The following is an 18,407-nucleotide window of genomic DNA, read 5'->3' on the forward strand; positions in this document are numbered from 1 at the left end:
TCCGTCGTCAGTCGCGCGCTAAAAGGCGCGGGGCAAGCTCTTTGAGAGCGCGGCGATACACCTCGCGCTTGAATGTCACCACCTGGCCCAGCGGATACCAATAGCTGACCCAGCGCCAGCCATCGAACTCCGGTTTACCGGTCAAATCCATCCGCACCCGCTGCTCGTTGGAGATCAGGCGCAGGAGAAACCACTTCTGTTTCTGGCCGATGCACAGCGGTTGGCTGTGGGTTCGCACCAGACGTTGCGGCAAACGATAGCGCAACCAGCCCCGGGTACAGGCGAGAATTTCAACATCTTCGCGTTCCAGGCCCACTTCTTCGTTCAACTCGCGGTACAAGGCGTCTTCCGGCGTCTCCTCGGGATTGATTCCTCCCTGTGGAAACTGCCAGGCATCTTGATTGATACGGCGAGCCCATAGCACCTGTCCGGCGTCATTCGTCAGAATGATCCCGACATTAGGACGGAAACCATCGGGGTCGATCACGGCAACAACCTCGCAAACGCATGTCGCCGCATTGTTCCACAAAGCTTGTGAAGGCGGCAACGAAGGTTCCGAGCTTATGTGCACTCTTGTGAAAAGACCGTATTCTTGTGGCCTTTTTACTGACTTTTCAGCGGGTAACTGCAATGCGCCTGGCTTTATTCGATTTGGACAACACCCTTCTGGGCGGCGACAGCGATCACGCCTGGGGCGACTATCTGTGTGAACGCGGCTTCCTCGACCCGATCGCCTACAAGGCGCGCAACGACGAGTTCTACCAGGATTATCTGGCGGGCAAACTGGATAACGCCGCGTACCTGAACTTCTGCCTGGAAATCCTCGGCCGCACCGACATGGCCGTGCTCGAACAATGGCACAGCGACTTCATGCGCGACTGCATCGAGCCATTGATGCTGCCAAAAGCGGTCGAACTGTTGAAAAAGCACCGCGACGCCGGCGACAAACTGGTGATCATCACCGCCACCAACCGTTTCGTCACCGCACCGATTGCCGTGCGCCTGGGCGTTGAAACCCTGATCGCCACCGAGTGCGAGATGCAGGACGGCCGCTACACCGGCCGCAGCACCGACGTGCCGTGCTTCCGCGAAGGCAAGGTGACGCGCCTGAACCGCTGGCTGGAAGAGACCGGGCATTCGCTGGAAGACAGCTACTTCTACAGCGACTCGATGAACGACTTGCCGCTGCTGGAGCAGGTGGTGAATCCGGTGGCCGTCGATCCGGATCCGAATCTGCGGGCCGAAGCCGAGAAGCGTGGCTGGTCGGTCATTTCGCTGCGCGATTGATGTCGAGACCGGGCGCCGGGCCTAAACCGGCTTGGCGCCCATCAATCCGGCAATCGCGACAAAGCAGACAAAACTGAACAACGCCAGGGCAAAGCTGAACCTGCCCACACCGCCCGGCGTCTTGCGCAAGCGGTTCAAGCGCACCAGCAGCCAGAACCACGCCAGCGCCGCCCCGGTGTACAGCACGCTGGAGGCCAGAATCCACGTCTGCCCCAGCGGCCAGCCCACCAGATGCACCATCCACCAGCCGGTGAAAGGCATGCTCAGCAGCGCCAGGCCCATCAGCAGCCAGACAAACACCCGTGGTCGCTGCAACGTGCGGCTGCCCGCCGTCGCATCACCCTTGCGCCGGGCCAGTAAAACCCAGATGCCCAGCCCCAGCGCACCCGCCAGCAGAACCACGGTGGCAACCATGTGCGCCGTTTTCAGGGCAGTTAACGTTTCCATTGTCGAATTTCCTTATGGCCTGCCCATCAGCGTAGCCGCTCAGCCAAGAAACAGCTGATAGGCCGGGTTGTCGCTTTCGTCCCAGTACGGGTAGCCGATTTCCGCCAGCGCCGCGGGAACCAGGTGACGCTCATCGTGAGGCACCTGCAGGCCGGCGACCACACGACCGTCCGCCGCGCCGTGGTTGCGGTAGTGGAACATCGAGATGTTCCAGCGTCCGCCGAGCTTGTTGAGGAAGTTGAACAGCGCGCCCGGACGCTCCGGGAACTCGAAGCGCAGCACCACTTCATCGACCACCTGCGCCGCGCGCCCGCCGACCATGTGGCGGATGTGCAGCTTGGCCAGTTCGTTGTCGGTGAGGTCGAGTACCGGGAAACCCTGCTCGGTCAGGCTCGCCAGCAGTGCGCTGCGCGGGTCGTTTTCCGGGTGGGTCTGCACGCCGACGAAGATGTGCGCTTCGCTGCCGGTGTTGTAGCGGTAGTTGAATTCAGTGATCTGGCGCTTGCCGATGGCTTCGCAGAATGCCTTGAAGCTGCCGGCCTTCTCCGGGATGGTCACGGCGATGATCGCTTCGCGGCCTTCACCCAGCTCGGCTCGCTCGGCGACGTGGCGCAAGCGGTCGAAGTTGACGTTGGCGCCGGAATCGATGGCGACGAAAGTCTTGCCGCTGACGCCGCGCTGTTCGACGTACTTCTTGATCCCCGCCACGCCCAGGGCGCCGGCAGGTTCGGTGATCGAACGGGTGTCGTCGTAGATGTCCTTGATCGCCGCGCAGATCTCGTCGGTGCTGACGGTGATCACTTCATCGACGTAATCCTTGCAGATATCGAACGTGTGCTGACCGATCTGCGCCACCGCCACGCCGTCGGCGAAGATGCCCACGGTCGGCAGCACCACGCGCTCGCCCGCTGCCATCGCTGCCTGCAGACAGTTGGAGTCGTCGGGCTCGACGCCGATGACCTTGATGTCCGGCCGCAGGTACTTCACGTAAGCCGCAATGCCGGCGATCAGACCGCCGCCGCCCACCGGCACGAAAATCGCGTCCAGTGGCTGCGGGTGCTGGCGCAGGATTTCCATCGCCACGGTGCCCTGCCCGGCAATGGTGTGCGGATCGTCGTACGGGTGGATGTAGACGTAGCCTTTTTCATCGACCAGTTTCAGCGAGTAGGCCAGGGCTTCCGGGAACGAATCGCCGTGCAGCACTACTTTGCCGCCACGGGAGCGCACGCCTTCGACCTTGATCTCCGGGGTGGTCTTGGGCATCACGATGGTCGCCTTCACACCCAGCACTTTCGCCGCCAGGGCCAGCCCCTGCGCATGGTTGCCCGCCGACGCGGTGACCACGCCACGGGCGCGTTCTTCGTCGCTCAACTGGGTCAGTTTGTTGTAGGCGCCGCGAATCTTGAACGAGAACACCGGCTGCAAGTCTTCGCGCTTGAGCCAGATGTCGTTGCCCAGCCGCTCGGAGAGCTGGCGAGCGTTCTGCAGCGGGGTTTCTACGGCAACGTCATAAACGCGCGAGGTGAGGATCTTCTTGACGTACTGTTCGAGCATCGGAAAGCATCACTGGCGATTGGGCGGGACCAACGAGTCTAACCCGGCTTTTGGGCGCACGACCACACGAATCCAGAGGTTTTACCCCGGCTTGAGGCTATAATGCCGGCCTTTCCGTTCTTACCTTGCCCGCTTCCGGAGCCCGCATGACCCAGGATCAACTCAAACAGGCCGTAGCCCAGGCCGCCGTCGACTTCATCCTTCCGAAACTCGACGACAAGAGCATCGTGGGGGTCGGCACCGGCTCCACCGCCAACTGCTTCATCGACGCCCTGGCCCAGCACAAGGGCGCGTTCGATGGCGCGGTCGCCAGTTCCGAAGCCACCGCCGCGCGCCTCAAGGGCCACGGGATTCCGGTGTACGAACTGAACACCGTCAGCGACCTGGAGTTCTACATCGACGGCGCCGACGAAAGCGACGAACACCTGAACCTGATCAAGGGCGGCGGTGCAGCCCTGACCCGCGAGAAGATCGTCGCGGCCGTGGCCAAGACCTTCATCTGCATCGCCGACGGCAGCAAACTGGTGCCGGTGCTCGGCGCGTTCCCGCTGCCGGTGGAAGTCATTCCGATGGCTCGCAGCCACGTCGCCCGCCAACTGGTGAAGCTGGGCGGCGATCCGGTCTACCGCGAAGGCGTGTTGACCGACAACGGCAACATCATCCTCGACGTGCACAACCTGCAGATCACCAACCCGGTGGAGCTGGAAGCGCAGATCAATGCGATCGTCGGCGTGGTCACCAACGGCCTGTTCGCGGCGCGTCCGGCGGATCTGCTGTTGCTGGGTACCAGCGAAGGTGTGAAGACCCTCAAAGCTGAATAAACCAGGCTGCCCACATATTTGTGGGCAGATGAAAAACCTGTGGGAGCTAGCTTGCTAGCGATAGCGGTGTGTCAGTCGACATGTTTGGCGACTGACCCTCCCTCATCGCGAGCAAGCTCGCTCCCACAGTGTTTTGTGGTGTTGGTTAATTCTGCGCAGGCTTTCTGAAGACGTAAAACAGATTCGGCTCGCTCACCAGGTACAACGTCCCGTCGTCATCCATCGCAATGCCTTCCGCCTGCGGCACGGTTTTCTTCAGCCCTTGCCGGCCACCGCTCAACGACATCGTGCTCAACGGGCGCCCGTCCACATCCAGCTCCAGAATCAGCCGCGACTCGTCCGACAGCGCCAATAAATGGCCGCTGCGTTCGTCGTATTGCAGGCTCGACAGGTCACGCACGAACATCCCGGCGTCGCGCTTGGGGTTGTTGATGACATGCACCGCGTAGGATTTCTCCGGATTGAAGTGCGGAAAGCCGTGCACTTCGTAGATCAGCATCGGGTCGCGCTCCTTGGCCACGAACAGACGCTTGCCCACCGAGTCGTAGGCCAGCCCTTCGAATCCCTTGTTACCGCTCATGTGCACGCCGAGCGTCATCTGCTCGGCGTCCGCTGCGTCGAGGAACTTGGTGTCGTGCTCCAGATGGATCTTGATCAGACGCTGCTGACGCTCATCGCTGATGACGTAGGTATCGGCGCTGATGAACTCCACCGCCTCCGCATCACCGAAGCCAACCAGCGCGACCCGACGCAGGATCCGGCCCTCCAGCGACAGCTCGATCAGCTCGGCATTCTTGTTGGTGACGGTGAACAGGCTCTTGCGCACCGGATCGTAGGTCAGCGCCGAGACATCGTCGTTCAACCCCTCAATAGTCCGGGCCTCGATGTCCACGTGGTACTGATCCAGATTGATGGCATCAATGCTGTGGGGCTGCCAGTGGCTTTGCAGGTTGAACCAGGCGCGCTCGAACAGACGCAGGTATTGGCCAATCGCAATCAGTGCGATCAGGGCAATCACTGAAAGGATGATCAGAAGTGGCTTGGGACGGGCAAATCGACGCATGCGGACAGGGCTCGGGATCAAAACAGGCGGATGAAATATCACGCCTGTCTGAATCGAAGCTTAAAGGCCACTTGCCCGGAACGACAACCTTGGTGCGGCGGGTTGGTTATTTCTGCTTTTCGAAGCGGTAGAACAGGTTCGGCTCGCTGACCATGTACAGCGTGCCCTGCTCGTCCATGGTCACGCCTTCGGCGCGGGGAATGGTTTTCTTGAGGCCGTTGAAACCGCCGAGCAGGGTCATGAAGCTGACTTGCTCGCCCTTCTCGTCCAGCTCCAGCAGCAGGTGCGAGTCGGCGGACAGCACCAGGGTATGGCCGGTGCGCGGGTCAATCGCCAGTGCCGAAAGGTTGCGGATGTCCAGATCGTCGTTCGGCAGCTTCTGCTTGTCGCCGGTGAGGGTCTGGCTGCCGTCGCTTTTCCAGGTAAACAGCGCCGGTGGCCGCTCTTCACCCAGCAACAGTCGTTGATTGCGGGCGTCCCAGGTGATGGCTTCGAAGGCCTTGTTCTGGTTTTTCGACGGGCCGAGGTCGTATTTCGGGAAATCGTCGCGCTTCAGCTCGCGGGTATCGGCATCGACCTTGACGATCGACAGCATGTGCTCACGCTCGTCGACGATGGCCAGCAAGCCATTGCCCATGACCGTCACGCCTTCCGGATTGATCCAGCCCACCAGTGGCATCTTGCGCAGCACGTCGCCCTGCAAGGTCAGCTCGACCAGGAACGGATTCTTGCCCATCACCGAAAACAGGGTCTTGCTCTGCGCATCGTAAGACAGGTCCGAGGCCTCGTCCTTCTCCATACCCGGCAGCAGTTTGCCGTCGATCACCACCCGATAGTCCGGCAGCCAGACGCTTTCCTTGCGCTCGGTCGGGCTTTCAAAGCGCTCGCGCACCCAGAGCAGGCCGCGGTCATCCCAATGCATGGCATGCGCCAGACCGTAAGCGGCAGCGACCACCAGCAACAGCCAGTAATACCAGCGCAGGGCGAAACGTGAGCGACGGGCAGGGTTGAGCTGAGTTTGAGATGACATCAGAGGACGCGTTCCGAAAATTCAGGCTATGGGTAATAGCACAAAGAGGCCGGCTCAGACGCCAGGATGACCGGAATTATCCGGACAGGATGTGAAAAAAACGGCAAATGGCCGGATCGCCTTATGCCTTTGCGGGCTGCACCACAAAAACAGATGTGGGAGCCAGCCTGCTGGCGATAGCGGTGTATCAGTCGAATGAAACATCAACTGACAGTCCGTCATCGCCAGCAGGCTGGCTCCCACAAAGGTATTTCAGTGTTGCAGTCAGCGCACGCTGCTGGTGAAGCGACTGGCGCCCGGCAGTTCCAGCACGATGTCATCACCTACGTTCAACGGCCCCACGCCCACCGGCGTACCGGTCAGGATCACGTCACCGGCCTGCAGCGAGAAGCAGCCAGCCATATGCTGGATCATCGGCACGATCGGGTTGAGCATCGCGCTGCTGTTACCGTCCTGGCGCACTTCACCATTGATGGTCAGGCGGATGCCGATGTCGGTCAGATCAGGGAATGTGCTGCTGACCACAAACGGTGCAATTACCGCCGCGCCGTCGAACGACTTGGCGATTTCCCACGGCAGGCCCTTGGACTTGAGTTCGGCCTGCTTGTCGCGCAGGGTCAGGTCCAGCGCCGGGGCGAAACCGGAGATCGCGTCCAGCACTTCTTCACGACTCGGTTTGGTCGACAGCGGCTTGCCGATCAACACGGCGATTTCCGCTTCGTAATGCACGGAGCCACGCTCGGTCGGAATGCTGAAACCGCCTTCCAGCGGCACCACGCAACTGCCCGGCTTGATGAACAGCAGCGGCTCGGTAGGGACCGGGTTATCCAGTTCCTTGGCGTGTTCGGCGTAGTTGCGGCCGATGCACACCACTTTCCCCAGCGGAAAATGAATCCGCGTACCGTCGACATACTGGTGCTGATAGCTCATTACCGACTCCTGCCTTCATTGATTCATCAGGGATTGCCAATCAAACCGCGAAGATCTTGCCCGGATTCATGATGCCGTTCGGGTCGAACACCGCCTTGACCGCTTTCATGTATTCGATTTCCACCGGCGAGCGGCTGTAGGTCAAGTAATCGCGCTTGGTCATGCCCACGCCGTGTTCGGCGGAGATCGAACCGTTGTACTTCTCGACGGTTTCGAACACCCACTTGTTGACGGTGGCGCACTTGGCGAAAAACTCGTCCTTGCTCAGGTTGTCCGGCTTGAGGATGTTCAGGTGCAGGTTGCCGTCGCCGATGTGGCCGAACCAGACGATTTCGAAATCCGGGTAGTGTTTGCCGACGATCGCGTCGATTTCCCGCAGGAATGCCGGGACTTTCGACACGGTGACCGAGATGTCGTTCTTGTACGGCGTCCAGTGGGAGATGGTTTCGGAGATGTACTCGCGCAACTTCCACAGGTTCTGCAACTGGGTTTCGCTCTGGCTCATCACGCCGTCCAGCACCCAGCCCTGCTCCACGCAATGTTCGAAGGTTTCCAGGGCGCTGTTGGCCACTTCTTCGGTGGTCGCCTCGAATTCCAGCAAGGCGTAGAACGGGCAGTCGGTCTCGAACGGTGCCGGGACATCGCCACGGCCCATGACCTTGGCCAGGGCCTTGTCGGAGAAGAATTCGAACGCGGTCAGGTCGAGCTTGCCCTGAAAGGCGTGCAGCACCGGCATGATCGAGTCGAAATCGGCGGTGCCGAGGACCATCGCGGTCAGGTTTTTCGGCGCACGATCCAGGCGCATGGTGGCTTCGACCACAAACCCGAGGGTGCCTTCGGCGCCGATGAACAGCTGGCGCAGGTCATAACCGGTGGCGTTCTTGATCAGGTCCTTGTTCAGTTCCAGCACATCGCCCTTGCCGGTGACCACTTTCATGCCCGCCACCCAGTTGCGGGTCATGCCGTAACGAATGACCTTGATCCCGCCGGCATTGGTCCCGATATTGCCGCCAATCTGGCTGGAACCGGCGGAAGCGAAGTCCACCGGGTAGTACAGGTGATGTTCTTCGGCCGCGTTCTGCAATTGCTCGGTGACCACGCCCGGCTGGCACACGGCGGTGCGGTCGGTGAGGTTGATGTCGAGAATCTGGTTCATGTAGTCGAACGAGACAACCACTTCGCCATTGGCGGCGACGGCAGCGGCGGAAAGTCCGGTGCGCCCGCCCGATGGCACCAGCGCCACTTTATGTTCGTTGGCCCAGCGGACGATGGCCTGCACTTGCTCGATGGTCTTGGGGAACACGATGGCGCTCGGCGCCGGGGCGAAGTGCTTGGTCCAATCCTTGCCGTACGCGTTCAGGGAGTCGGCATCGGTCAGGACCTTGCCAGGCTCGACCAGGGTCTTCAGTTCATCAATCAGGGCAGGATTGGTCATCGACAGAACTCTCGAACAATTCATGGTCATCCTGAGAACGCTTCACGTCGCAGGAATGAGTGATTAGCGGGGCGGCTATGCTAGCATACCGACCCCGCAGGCCAGTGCCCAACGGCGGTTCTGCGGTGACGGCTTTCTTGTCGTCAAGGTCAATGTCTGTTGACCATTTCCTGCCATTTTTCTCCGGGATACAGGTTTACGCAGATGAGCAAGACTTCTCTCGATAAGAGCAAGATCAAGTTCCTTCTTCTCGAAGGCGTCCACCAATCGGCTGTCGACGTCCTCAAGGCGGCGGGCTACACCAGCATCGAATACCTGACTGGCTCCCTGCCGGAAGACCAGCTCAAGGAAAAGATCGCTGACGCTCACTTCATCGGCATTCGTTCGCGCACCCAACTGACCGAAGAGATCTTCGATCACGCGAAGAAGCTGGTGGCAGTCGGCTGTTTCTGCATCGGCACCAACCAGGTCGACCTGGAAGCGGCCCGCGAGCGCGGCATCGCCGTGTTCAACGCGCCGTACTCCAACACCCGCTCCGTGGCCGAGCTGGTGCTGGCCGAAGCGATCCTGCTGCTGCGCGGCATCCCTGAGAAAAACGCTTCCTGCCACCGTGGCGGCTGGATCAAGTCCGCAGCCAACTCCTTCGAGATCCGTGGCAAGAAACTGGGCATCGTCGGCTACGGCTCGATCGGTACTCAGCTGTCGGTCCTGGCTGAAGGTCTGGGCATGCAGGTGTTCTTCTACGACACCGTGACCAAGCTGCCGCTGGGCAACGCGACCCAGGTCGGCAACCTGCACGAGCTGCTGGGCATGTCCGACATCGTCACCCTGCACGTACCGGAAACCGCTGCGACCCAGTGGATGATCGGCGAGAAGGAAATCCGCGCCATCAAGAAGGGCGGCATCCTGATCAACGCTGCACGCGGCACCGTGGTCGAGCTGGATCACCTGGCTGCTGCGATCAAGGACAAGCACCTGATCGGCGCCGCCATCGACGTGTTCCCGGTCGAGCCGCGCTCCAACGACGAAGAGTTCGAAAGCCCGCTGCGTGGCCTGGACAACGTGATCCTGACCCCGCACATCGGCGGCTCCACCGCTGAAGCGCAGGCCAACATCGGTCTGGAAGTGGCAGAGAAGCTGGTCAAGTACAGCGACAACGGTACCTCGGTATCGTCGGTGAACTTCCCGGAAGTGGCCCTGCCGGCTCACCCTGGCAAGCACCGTCTGCTGCACATCCACGAGAACATCCCGGGTGTGATGAGCGAGATCAACAAGGTCTTCGCCGAAAACGGCATCAACATCTCCGGTCAGTTCCTGCAGACCAACGAGAAGGTCGGCTACGTGGTGATCGACGTCGACGCCGAGTACTCGGAGCTGGCGCAAGAGAAGCTGCAACACGTCAACGGCACCATCCGTAGCCGTGTGTTGTTTTAAGAGCAGCTACGAGTAACAAGTTTCAAGCGGCAAGTGAAAAGCGCTTTGGCTTGAAGCTCGTAGCTTGTAGCTCGCAACTGATAAAAAAGGGAGCCCCGAAGGGCTCCCTTTTTTATTCCACGGTAATGGTGATTTTCTTCGAGACCACGGGTGGATCGAAAGCCATGTGGTTCTTGTCGCCCAGCTCCAGCTGCAGGGTGTGCTTGCCTGGCGCCAGTTTGATTTCTGCGAACGTCTGGGCCTTGCCGAAGTGCATGTGGTTGGCGTCGGTCGGCACCACTGCGCCGGCCGGAACGATCTCCTTGGCGTCGATCAGCAGATGGTGGTGACCGGTATTCGGCGTGGCATCACCGGCCGGTGCCAGCGCGACATCCTTGGTGCCGAACTTGACGGTGAAGGTCTGCGAAACCTTTGCTCCGTCTTCGGGAGAAACGATGAACACTTCGGCCCCCTTCGGCGCCGGCGTGGCCGCACTGGCCAGCACCGAAACGCCCATCAGCAAACCAGCCAAAGCAGCACGTGACATGAATGTTTTCATTCTCTTCTCCAGTTTTTCCGTAAAATCCGCGCGGTCATGACAACTTCATGACCATTCGTTGTCGAAGGCACTCGACAACCATAGCAAAGCGAGCCTGACCAACAGGCCGCGACAATGATTTCAAAGGAGTGACCATGCGTTTTCTGCCTGGCCTGATCTGCCTGCTACCCCTTCTGAGCCCTCTGGCTCACGCCGAACTGATTGATGACGTCAACGACCGTGGCGAGCTGCGCATAGCCCTAGAGGCTAATACACCGCCCTTCAATTTCAAGGACGGCGACACACTCACGGGGTTCGAGGTCGAGCTTGGGCAACAGCTGGCCAACGAGCTGGATGTACGCGCCGACTTCATCGTCACCGACGAAGCCGATCTGCTCCAGGGCGTCGAAAGCGGCAAGTACGACGTCGCGCTCAACCACATAGCACTGACCCCGGAACTCAAGGATCGTTTCGACGTGAGCCAACCTTACACGCAGGTCAATGCGCAGCTGTTGGCGAAAAAGGATGAACAGCCCCGCCCGCTGGTGCTGGTCCAGGCGTTGACGGAAGAGAAACCGAAGGTCGGGCCACCGGTGGATCTGGCGATTCCGTTTCAGAAGGGCAACCCGGCGTTTCAGGCGAGTTTAGAGAATGCGTTGCAGCGGATCAGGGCGGATGGGCGGTTGGAGGCGTTGTCGAAGAAGTGGTTGATCGTGCAGGCTTCTGAAGACCTGAAGTGACGGTGTCTAGTCGAGTGCCTTGAGCGCTTGTGCAGCCTGCGGCAGTTCGAGCTCGCTGAAGACCTGCACCCCATGGCGCTTCAGCAACGCAGCAGTAACCCCCTCACCACTCACCTTCACCCCATTGAACGTCCCGTCATAGGTCAACAGGTTCCCGCACGAAGGGCTGTTGGCCTTGAGCACCGCCACGCGAATTCCGTGTTTCTGCACCAGTTCCAGCGCCTGGCGGGCGCCGTCGAGAAACTGCGCACTGACGTCCTCGCCTTCGATGGTGATCACCGCCGCAAGGCCATCGAGCACTTCACTGCCCTGCCCGCCCGGAATCTCCGCCGCCGCCCGAGGCGTCGGCAAGCCGCCGGCCACTTCCGGGCACAACGGTACGACACGCCCCTCGGCAATCCACTGTTCCAGCAGATCGAACGGCCCGCTGGCCCCACCGTCGTAACGCACGCGATGGCCGAGCAGGCAGCGACTGACGAGGATCTTCTGCATCTCAGAACGGCTCGTTGCCGCGACGACGAAACCAGCCGGTCAACGACAAGCGCTCGCGTTGCGCCGGTAACACTTCGTGGGGCACTTCGCCGGAGAGAAACACCACCAGACAACCGCCGGTGGGTTGCACGTCATGGACCCGATCACCTTCCAGATACATGCGCAGTTGTCCGCCATCCTCCGGCAACCAGCCGTCGTTGAGGTAGATCACCGCCGAGACCATGCGCCGGTCATCGTCGCGAAAACGGTCGACATGCTTGCGGTAGAACGCACCCGGCGGGTACAGGGCGAAATGGCATTCGAAGTCTTCCAGACCGAGGAACAACCCGCGATTGAGGGCCTCGCGCAGACTGTCCATCAGGTTCAGATAACGGTCGCTGGCCTCCGCCTGACCGGGATCGATCCATTGGATATGGTCGCCGCGAATGCCCTCGCGGACCTCCGAAAACGGCCCGCGTCCGACGCCCGCCGGTGCCAGTTCACCTTCGGCCTCACGTTTACGGCACTCGGCGGCCAGCGCGCGGGTCAGATCCGCAGGCAGGAATATGTTCTGCTGCGACCAGCCACGCTCGGCCAGGTCGTCGACGATACGTAACAGCAGCGGGTGTTCAGAGGATATTTGCATGGCGCGCATAGTATGCCTGCGGCAAGAATTCCGACAGAGCCACGCGGCGGCTTGATACGAATTCTCGACAAGTACTGGCACCGCACGGAGAATAGTCCGCTGCCGACAGGAGTCCCTATGCGCCGTTTGCTTTTTTCACTGTTGATGTTCTGCGTTTTGCCCGCCTGGGCAGACGGCCACGACCAGTTGTACAAGGTCGCCGGCTGGCCGGACCAACGTGCGCATTTCAATGACGCCCTGAGCGCCGCGCAACAGCGTTACCAGAGCAGCCTGCCGCCGGCGGTGTTTCAGGCACTGGTGAACAACAGCAATCAGCGCTTTGCTCCGCAGGCCGTGGATCAACGCGCCGAAGCGCAACTGCGCAAGAACCTCGCCGATCCGAAACCGGCCCTGTCATTCTTCCAGTCACCGCTGGGCAAGAAAATCGTCGCCGCCGAACTGCTGGCGACCCGTCGCGATCAATTGGCGAAAAACGCCAAGGGCCTGCCGAAGATGCCGGCCAGCGACAGCCGCCTGCTGATCATCGGCCACCTCGCCCAGGCCCTGCCCGCCCGCGAAGCCGGTGCCGAAGTCAGCCTGGCGATTGCCGGTGTGGCGGCGGACAGCCTGAGTTCGATGATCCCCGGCCTGCTCGGTGGCGGTCAGGCCCAAGGCATGTTGAACGGTCAACGTCAGCGCCTGATGGATCAGATCGGCGCCGACCTGAACAACACGCTGCTGTACGTTTATCGCGACCTGTCGGATGAAGAGCTGGAAGAGTTCGCGACCTTTGCCGAGTCCACCGAAGGCAAGGCTTACTATCAGGCCGCGCTGGCGGCGATTCGCGCCGGGCTGGCCGTCGGCCAGAGCACCTCGAACCTCAGCCAGTGATCTAGGGATTGCGGCCCTTGATCCGCTTGCTCAGAAACTCGAAATATTCCTCACGCATTGGCGCCGTTTCATTGGCCAGGTGATGCCGCGCCTCGGCCAGCAGCAGAATCTGCGGCCGGTCGAATTTCCACTTCATCACTTGCAGGTTGTGCTGCCAGTCCACGGTCATGTCCGCCTGGCCCTGGACGATCAGCGGCCGGCGCGGACTTTTCTTCGCGTATTCCACCCGTTTGATCCAGCGTGACAGCGCCCCGACCCACGCCGTCGGCAGGCGTTTGGGCTGCAACGGATCGGCCTGCAGGAACGGCAGGAAATCCGGGTCGTTGGAGTTCTCGCTGAAACGCCGGGCAATGCCCCGCACGAAGGGCCGCAGCAAGTAATAACTGAACTGCGACCAGCCCCAGGCCCGTGGGCGCACCAGCGGCGCCAGCAAAATCAACTGGCCCTGGGCCGGGCTGTTCTCACCGTGATTGAGCACGTGATCGACAATGATCGCACCGCCGGTGCTTTGCCCACACAGGTGCCACGGCTGCGGCAACGCAATCGAGCGCGCCTCGGCGAACAAACCCTGCAGCGCATCCTGATACTCGGAGAAATCGCGGATGCTCGCCCGTGGCCCGCTCGACAGGCCATGCCCGGGCAAGTCACAGGCAATCACTGCAAACCCCAGATCCAGCGCCCACTCGATCACATGCCGGTAGAGGCCGGTGTGATCATAAAAACCGTGCACTAGAAACAGCGTGGCCTTGGCCGTTTCCGCCGGCCACCAGCAATGGCTGACGAGTTCATAACCATCGACCTCGAAGCGACCCATGCCACGCCAGACATCGCGCTCCGGGAAGTCGGTCTGGTAGAACCGCTGATATGCCTTCGCCTCCTCGGACAACGGCTGCCACTCGGCCAACGGCTTGAGGCTCGCGCGCAGATGATCGGGATCGAAAGCAACAGACATGGGCAATTCCAGAACGGTAAACAGACTTTATCGGCCTGCGATATTCATCTGTAGAAGCAAGCATGGCAAGCTAGCGCGCTCTCGAGGACCGAAAACCATGCGCCCGCCCTACCGCACCGCACTGTTTGCCAGCCTGCTCGCCATCGTGTGTGCCGGCGTGCTGTGGGCTGCGTACGACTGGTTTCAGGGCCGCTACCTGCGGGCCTTCAGCGAACATACCGCGGTGTTTTCCGGCGACCCGCTGCGCCTGCCCGACGACCTCGCCGGCCCCGGCAACATCCGCCTGGTGCATTTCTGGGACCCGGCCTGCCCGTGCAACGTCGGCAATCAACAGCACCTGACCGAGATGGTCGAACAATTCGGCCCCAAGGGTGTGGAGTTCTTCGCCGTGCAGAAGGCCGGCAGCCACGGCCAGTTGCCCGCCACCCTCAGCAACCTCAAGACCATCGCGGTGCTGCCCGGCTCCGAACAGATCCCCGCCAGCCCGGCCGTGGCGATCTGGGACCGCAGCGGCAAACTGGCGTACTTCGGCCCCTACAGCGAAGGGCTCACCTGCAACTCCAGCAACAGTTTTATCGAACCGATCCTGCAGGCGTTGAGTGATGATCGTCCGGTGAATGCCACTCACACGCTGGCAGTCGGTTGCTACTGCCCGTGGCCGGTGGTGACGAAGTAAGGCATTCCGGACATTTCAAGGACAGCGATGCACGGCACACGAGGCGTGTGCTAATTGTTTGCAGCCCGACGGGCGGCAATCCCGAATGCACAAGGAGTCACCATGAAACGCGTCTTCACCGTTCTTGCCTTGCTCATCGTTGTCCTGCTCGCCGCCGGCGGCTGGTACGTGTACAGCAAGCAACCGACGCGTCAGGGCCAGGTGGAACTGCGCAACCTGCAAGGCTCGGTGACCGTGCGTTACGACGAGCGCGGCGTGCCGCACATCCGTGCCGAAAACGAGACCGACCTCTACCGTGCCCTCGGCTACGTGCACGCCCAAGACCGACTGTTCCAGATGGAAGCCATGCGCCGCCTGGCCCGTGGCGAACTGGCGGAAGTGCTCGGGCCGAAACTGCTCGACACCGACAAGTTGTTCCGCAGCCTGCGCATTCGTGAACGCGCCGCCAGTTACGTGGCCGGCCTCGACAAGCAATCACCGGCGTGGAAGGCCCTGCAAGCCTATCTGGACGGCATCAACCAATATCAGGACTCGCACGCCGCCCCGGTCGAGTTCGACGTGCTGGGCATCCCCAAGCGGCCGTTCACTGCCGAAGACACCATCAGCGTGGCCGGCTACATGGCTTACAGCTTCGCCGCCGCGTTTCGCACCGAGCCGCTGCTGACCTACGTGCGCGATCAGCTCGGCGCCGACTACCTCAACGTCTTCGACCTCGACTGGCAGCCCAAGGGCGTCCTCGCCAAGGGCCGCGCCGGAACCGCGCCGGCCCTCGCTGCCGATGACTGGAAAGACCTGAACGCCCTCGCCCGCCTCAGCGAACAGGCACTGATCGACAACGGCCTGCCGCAGTTCGAAGGCAGCAACGCCTGGGTGATTGCCGGCAGTCGCAGCAAGAGCGGCAAGGCGTTGCTGGCCGGCGATCCGCACATCCGTTTCTCGGTGCCGTCGGTGTGGTACGAAGCGCAGCTGTCGGCACCGGGTTTTGAACTTTACGGCCATCATCAGGCGCTGGTGCCGTTTGCGTTTCTGGGGCACAACCTGGATTTCGGCTGGAGCCTGACCATGTTCCAGAACGATGACCTGGACCTGATCGCCGAGAAGGTCAATCCGGACAACCCGAATCAGGTCTGGTACCACGGCCAGTGGACCGACATGGTCAGCACCGAGCAGCAGATCGCCGTGAAAGGCCAGGCGCCGGTGACTATCACCCTGCGTCAGTCGCCCCACGGGCCGATCGTCAACGACGCCCTCGGCAGCGCTGCCGGGAAAACCCCGATTGCCATGTGGTGGGCGTTCCTCGAAACACCAAACCCGATCCTCGAAGGTTTCTACCAGCTCAACCGCGCCGACACCCTGGCCAAGGCCCGCGCCGCAGCGGCCAAGGTGCAGGCACCGGGGCTGAACATTGTTTACGCCAACGCCAAGGGCGATATCGCGTGGTGGGCTTCGGCGCTGCTGCCCAAGCGGCCGGCCGGGGTCAAACCCGAGTTCATCCTCGATGGCAGCGGCAATCAGGCGGACAAGGACGGCTACTTCCCGTTCAGCGCCAACCCGCAGGAAGAGAACCCGGCGCGGGGCTATATCGTCTCGGCCAACTTCCAGCCCGTATCGCCGACCGGCATGGAGATTCCCGGTTACTACAACCTCGCCGACCGCGGCCAGCAGCTCAACCGCCAGCTCGCCGACAAGAACGTGAAGTGGGACAACGAAGCCAACCAGAAGCTGCAACTGGGCACCACCACCGGTTATGGCCCACGCGTACTGGCGCCGCTGTTGCCGGTACTGCGTGAAGTGGTGACCGACCCGGCGCAGCTGAAACTGGTCGAGCAACTGGCGCAGTGGCAAGGCGACTACCCGCTGGATTCGGTCAGCGCCACGGTGTTCAACCAGTTCCTTTACGACCTGGCCGACGCGGCAATGCGCGATGAGCTGGGCAACGACATGTTCGAAACCCTGCTGTCGACCCGCGTGCTCGATGCAGCGCTGCCGCGTCTGGCGGCGAACGCCGACTCACCGTGGTGGGACAATCGCAACACCCCGGGCAAGGAAACCCGCGCCGACACCGTGCGCACCGCGTGGCAGGCCAGCATCACGCATCTGAAGCAGACACTCGGCGACGATGCCTCCGGCTGGCAATGGGGCAAGGCGCACACGCTGACCCACGGACATCCGCTGGGGCAGCAGAAACCGCTGGACCGCATATTCAACGTCGGCCCGTTCGCCGCACCCGGCTCCCACGAAGTGCCGAACAACCTCTCGGCGAAGATCGGCCCGGCGCCGTGGCCGGTGACCTATGGGCCGTCGACACGGCGGCTGGTGGACTTCGCTGATCCGGCCCACAGCCTGACCATCAACCCGGTCGGCCAGAGCGGCGTGCCGTTCGACAGCCACTATGACGATCAGGCGGAGGCGTATGTGGACGGGCTGTATGTGCAGGCGCATTTCAGTGATGAAGAGGTGACGGCGAATACGCGGAGTACCTTGAAGCTGTTGCCGGCGCGAGCGGCGCAATAAGCGCCGCTCAAACCATCGCCGCAAAATTCAGCCGGAACTGCTGCGGTGTCACCCCCAGCCGGCGGTTGAACACGCTGCGCATATGTTGCGCATCGCGAAACCCGCACTGATACGCCACCGTCTTCAGCGGCGCCGTGGTGCTTTCGAGCATCACCCGCGCCGCATCCACCCGCGCCCGCTCGACGAATTCCGCCGGGGTGACTTTCGCTTCGCGAGCAAATACCCGGGAGAAATTCCGCGCACTCATGTTGGCGGCATTCGCCAGGTCGGCGATGGTCAGGTCGCCGGTAAGATTGGCCAGCACATACAGCTGCACCATCGCCACCGCCGACGTCGGTTCGGCGTGGGGCGTGAGGAACGGGCTGAACTGCGACTGTCCGCCCGAGCGCTGGGTAAACACCACCAGCCGCTTGGCCACGCTCAGCGCCACTTCGGCGCCGTAATCACGCGCCAGCAGGTACAGCGACAGATCGATCCCCGCCGTCACCCCCGCCGAGGTGTAGAGCTGACCGTCCTCGACGTACAACCGATCGGCCTCGACCCGACTGGACGGGCACAACTGCGCCAGCGCCTCGGCGTCGTTCCAGTGGGTGGTGACCGTGCGCCCGTCCAGCAACCCGGCACGCGCGAGCATGAACGCACCGTTGCAGATCGAGCCGAACCGCCGCGCCCGCCCGCAGGCCTCGCGCAACCACGCATCAAACGCCTCGCCAAAATCCAGGAACGGCAACTGTGGTCCGCCGGCCACCAGCAGCAAGTCATACGCTTCCCGCACGTCGCTGAAATGCCGATGCGCACTCAGGGTCAGCCCGTTGGAACACGCCATCGGCCCGCGTTCGACGCCGATCACTTCGAGCCGGTAATGATCCTCCGGCGCCAGGAAACGATTGGCTTCGGCAAACACATCCATGGGCCCACTGACGTCCAGCGCCTGCACGCCGGGGAACACCACGATGGCGACGGTTTTGTTCATGGCGATGTCGGCTCCCGGGGATTGACGGATCTGCGCCAACCCTAGCC

General features: G+C 61.8%; 19 protein-coding genes. 7 read left to right on the forward strand and 12 right to left on the reverse strand.

The genetic code is table 11. The features are described 5' to 3' along the window. Positions 1-7 precede the first annotated feature (7 nt). On the reverse strand, positions 8-487 hold the full coding sequence (locus M5B98_RS07170; RefSeq protein WP_003229203.1) for an RNA pyrophosphohydrolase: 480 nt from the start codon (positions 485-487) through the stop codon (positions 8-10). Positions 488-630: 143 nt separating this feature from the next. Here M5B98_RS07170 and M5B98_RS07175 point away from each other — a divergent pair, with 143 nt between their 5' ends. Next, positions 631-1,287 carry an HAD family hydrolase gene (locus M5B98_RS07175; RefSeq protein WP_085709023.1) on the forward strand — a complete coding sequence of 219 codons (657 nt, stop codon included), beginning with the start codon at positions 631-633 and terminating at the stop codon, positions 1,285-1,287. A 21-nt stretch (positions 1,288-1,308) separates the two neighbouring features. On the opposite strand, the gene M5B98_RS07180 is transcribed toward M5B98_RS07175, so the two are convergent. Both M5B98_RS07180 and ilvA read right to left on the reverse strand, forming a co-directional pair. Beyond that, positions 1,309-1,734: a DUF2269 domain-containing protein gene (locus tag M5B98_RS07180; protein WP_248742319.1), complete on the reverse strand. Its 426-nt coding sequence runs from the start codon at positions 1,732-1,734 to the stop codon at positions 1,309-1,311. 39 nt (positions 1,735-1,773) lie between these two features. Further along, positions 1,774-3,288, reverse strand: a complete 1,515-nt coding sequence (ilvA, locus tag M5B98_RS07185) for a threonine ammonia-lyase, biosynthetic (RefSeq protein ID WP_248739900.1) — start codon at positions 3,286-3,288, stop codon at positions 1,774-1,776. A gap of 146 nt (positions 3,289-3,434) precedes the next feature. Between ilvA and rpiA the strand changes: the two genes are divergently transcribed. After that, complete coding sequence (gene rpiA / locus M5B98_RS07190) at positions 3,435-4,109, forward strand: ribose-5-phosphate isomerase RpiA (protein ID WP_096817491.1); 675 nt, start codon at positions 3,435-3,437, stop codon at positions 4,107-4,109. Positions 4,110-4,254: 145 nt separating this feature from the next. On the opposite strand, the gene M5B98_RS07195 is transcribed toward rpiA, so the two are convergent. The 4 genes from M5B98_RS07195 to M5B98_RS07210 all read right to left on the reverse strand — a co-directional run bounded on the left by M5B98_RS07195 (position 4,255) and on the right by M5B98_RS07210 (position 8,567). Further along, a complete protein-coding gene (locus M5B98_RS07195) occupies positions 4,255-5,172 on the reverse strand; it encodes an SdiA-regulated domain-containing protein (protein WP_248742320.1) in 918 nt (305 codons plus the stop codon). 106 nt (positions 5,173-5,278) lie between these two features. Next, a complete protein-coding gene (locus M5B98_RS07200; RefSeq protein ID WP_248742321.1) occupies positions 5,279-6,202 on the reverse strand; it encodes an SdiA-regulated domain-containing protein in 924 nt (307 codons plus the stop codon). A gap of 264 nt (positions 6,203-6,466) precedes the next feature. After that, a complete protein-coding gene (locus M5B98_RS07205) occupies positions 6,467-7,132 on the reverse strand; it encodes a fumarylacetoacetate hydrolase family protein (protein WP_248742322.1) in 666 nt (221 codons plus the stop codon). A gap of 40 nt (positions 7,133-7,172) precedes the next feature. After that, the gene (locus tag M5B98_RS07210; RefSeq protein WP_085709016.1) at positions 7,173-8,567 is read right to left on the reverse strand and encodes an FAD-binding oxidoreductase; all 1,395 of its coding nucleotides are present in this window, start codon (positions 8,565-8,567) and stop codon (positions 7,173-7,175) included. A gap of 204 nt (positions 8,568-8,771) precedes the next feature. On the opposite strand from M5B98_RS07210, the gene serA reads away from it, so the two are divergent. Then, entirely contained in the window at positions 8,772-10,001 is a 1,230-nt protein-coding gene (gene serA / locus M5B98_RS07215) for a phosphoglycerate dehydrogenase (protein ID WP_085709015.1), read from the forward strand. A gap of 112 nt (positions 10,002-10,113) precedes the next feature. On the opposite strand, the gene M5B98_RS07220 is transcribed toward serA, so the two are convergent. Next, positions 10,114-10,539, reverse strand: coding sequence for a DUF4399 domain-containing protein (locus M5B98_RS07220; RefSeq protein WP_085709014.1), 426 nt, complete (start codon positions 10,537-10,539; stop codon positions 10,114-10,116). 134 nt (positions 10,540-10,673) lie between these two features. Here M5B98_RS07220 and M5B98_RS07225 point away from each other — a divergent pair, with 134 nt between their 5' ends. Continuing rightward, entirely contained in the window at positions 10,674-11,258 is a 585-nt protein-coding gene (locus M5B98_RS07225) for a transporter substrate-binding domain-containing protein (protein ID WP_248742323.1), read from the forward strand. A 6-nt stretch (positions 11,259-11,264) separates the two neighbouring features. Here the strand turns inward: M5B98_RS07225 and M5B98_RS07230 are convergent, their stop codons facing one another. Both M5B98_RS07230 and M5B98_RS07235 read right to left on the reverse strand, forming a co-directional pair. Continuing rightward, positions 11,265-11,750: a DUF523 domain-containing protein gene (locus M5B98_RS07230; RefSeq protein ID WP_248742324.1), complete on the reverse strand. Its 486-nt coding sequence runs from the start codon at positions 11,748-11,750 to the stop codon at positions 11,265-11,267. Position 11,751: 1 nt separating this feature from the next. Next, positions 11,752-12,384 (reverse strand): 2OG-Fe(II) oxygenase, encoded by a 633-nt coding sequence (locus M5B98_RS07235; RefSeq protein WP_085709011.1) that lies wholly within the window; start codon positions 12,382-12,384, stop codon positions 11,752-11,754. 108 nt (positions 12,385-12,492) lie between these two features. Between M5B98_RS07235 and M5B98_RS07240 the strand changes: the two genes are divergently transcribed. After that, the gene (locus M5B98_RS07240; protein WP_085731514.1) at positions 12,493-13,245 is read left to right on the forward strand and encodes a DUF2059 domain-containing protein; all 753 of its coding nucleotides are present in this window, start codon (positions 12,493-12,495) and stop codon (positions 13,243-13,245) included. 1 nt (position 13,246) lies between these two features. Here the strand turns inward: M5B98_RS07240 and M5B98_RS07245 are convergent, their stop codons facing one another. Next, complete coding sequence (locus M5B98_RS07245; RefSeq protein WP_248742325.1) at positions 13,247-14,197, reverse strand: alpha/beta hydrolase; 951 nt, start codon at positions 14,195-14,197, stop codon at positions 13,247-13,249. A 97-nt stretch (positions 14,198-14,294) separates the two neighbouring features. Here M5B98_RS07245 and M5B98_RS07250 point away from each other — a divergent pair, with 97 nt between their 5' ends. Beyond that, positions 14,295-14,873: a DUF6436 domain-containing protein gene (locus M5B98_RS07250; RefSeq protein WP_248742326.1), complete on the forward strand. Its 579-nt coding sequence runs from the start codon at positions 14,295-14,297 to the stop codon at positions 14,871-14,873. A 102-nt stretch (positions 14,874-14,975) separates the two neighbouring features. Continuing rightward, on the forward strand, positions 14,976-17,387 hold the full coding sequence (locus tag M5B98_RS07255; RefSeq protein ID WP_248742327.1) for a penicillin acylase family protein: 2,412 nt from the start codon (positions 14,976-14,978) through the stop codon (positions 17,385-17,387). A 7-nt stretch (positions 17,388-17,394) separates the two neighbouring features. Here the strand turns inward: M5B98_RS07255 and M5B98_RS07260 are convergent, their stop codons facing one another. After that, entirely contained in the window at positions 17,395-18,360 is a 966-nt protein-coding gene (locus tag M5B98_RS07260) for a GlxA family transcriptional regulator (protein ID WP_248742328.1), read from the reverse strand. Between the last annotated feature and the right edge of the window lie 47 nt (positions 18,361-18,407).

This window comes from Pseudomonas sp. MWU12-3088 (genome assembly GCF_023242405.1).
Classification (GTDB): Bacteria; Pseudomonadota; Gammaproteobacteria; order Pseudomonadales; family Pseudomonadaceae; genus Aquipseudomonas; species Aquipseudomonas kribbensis.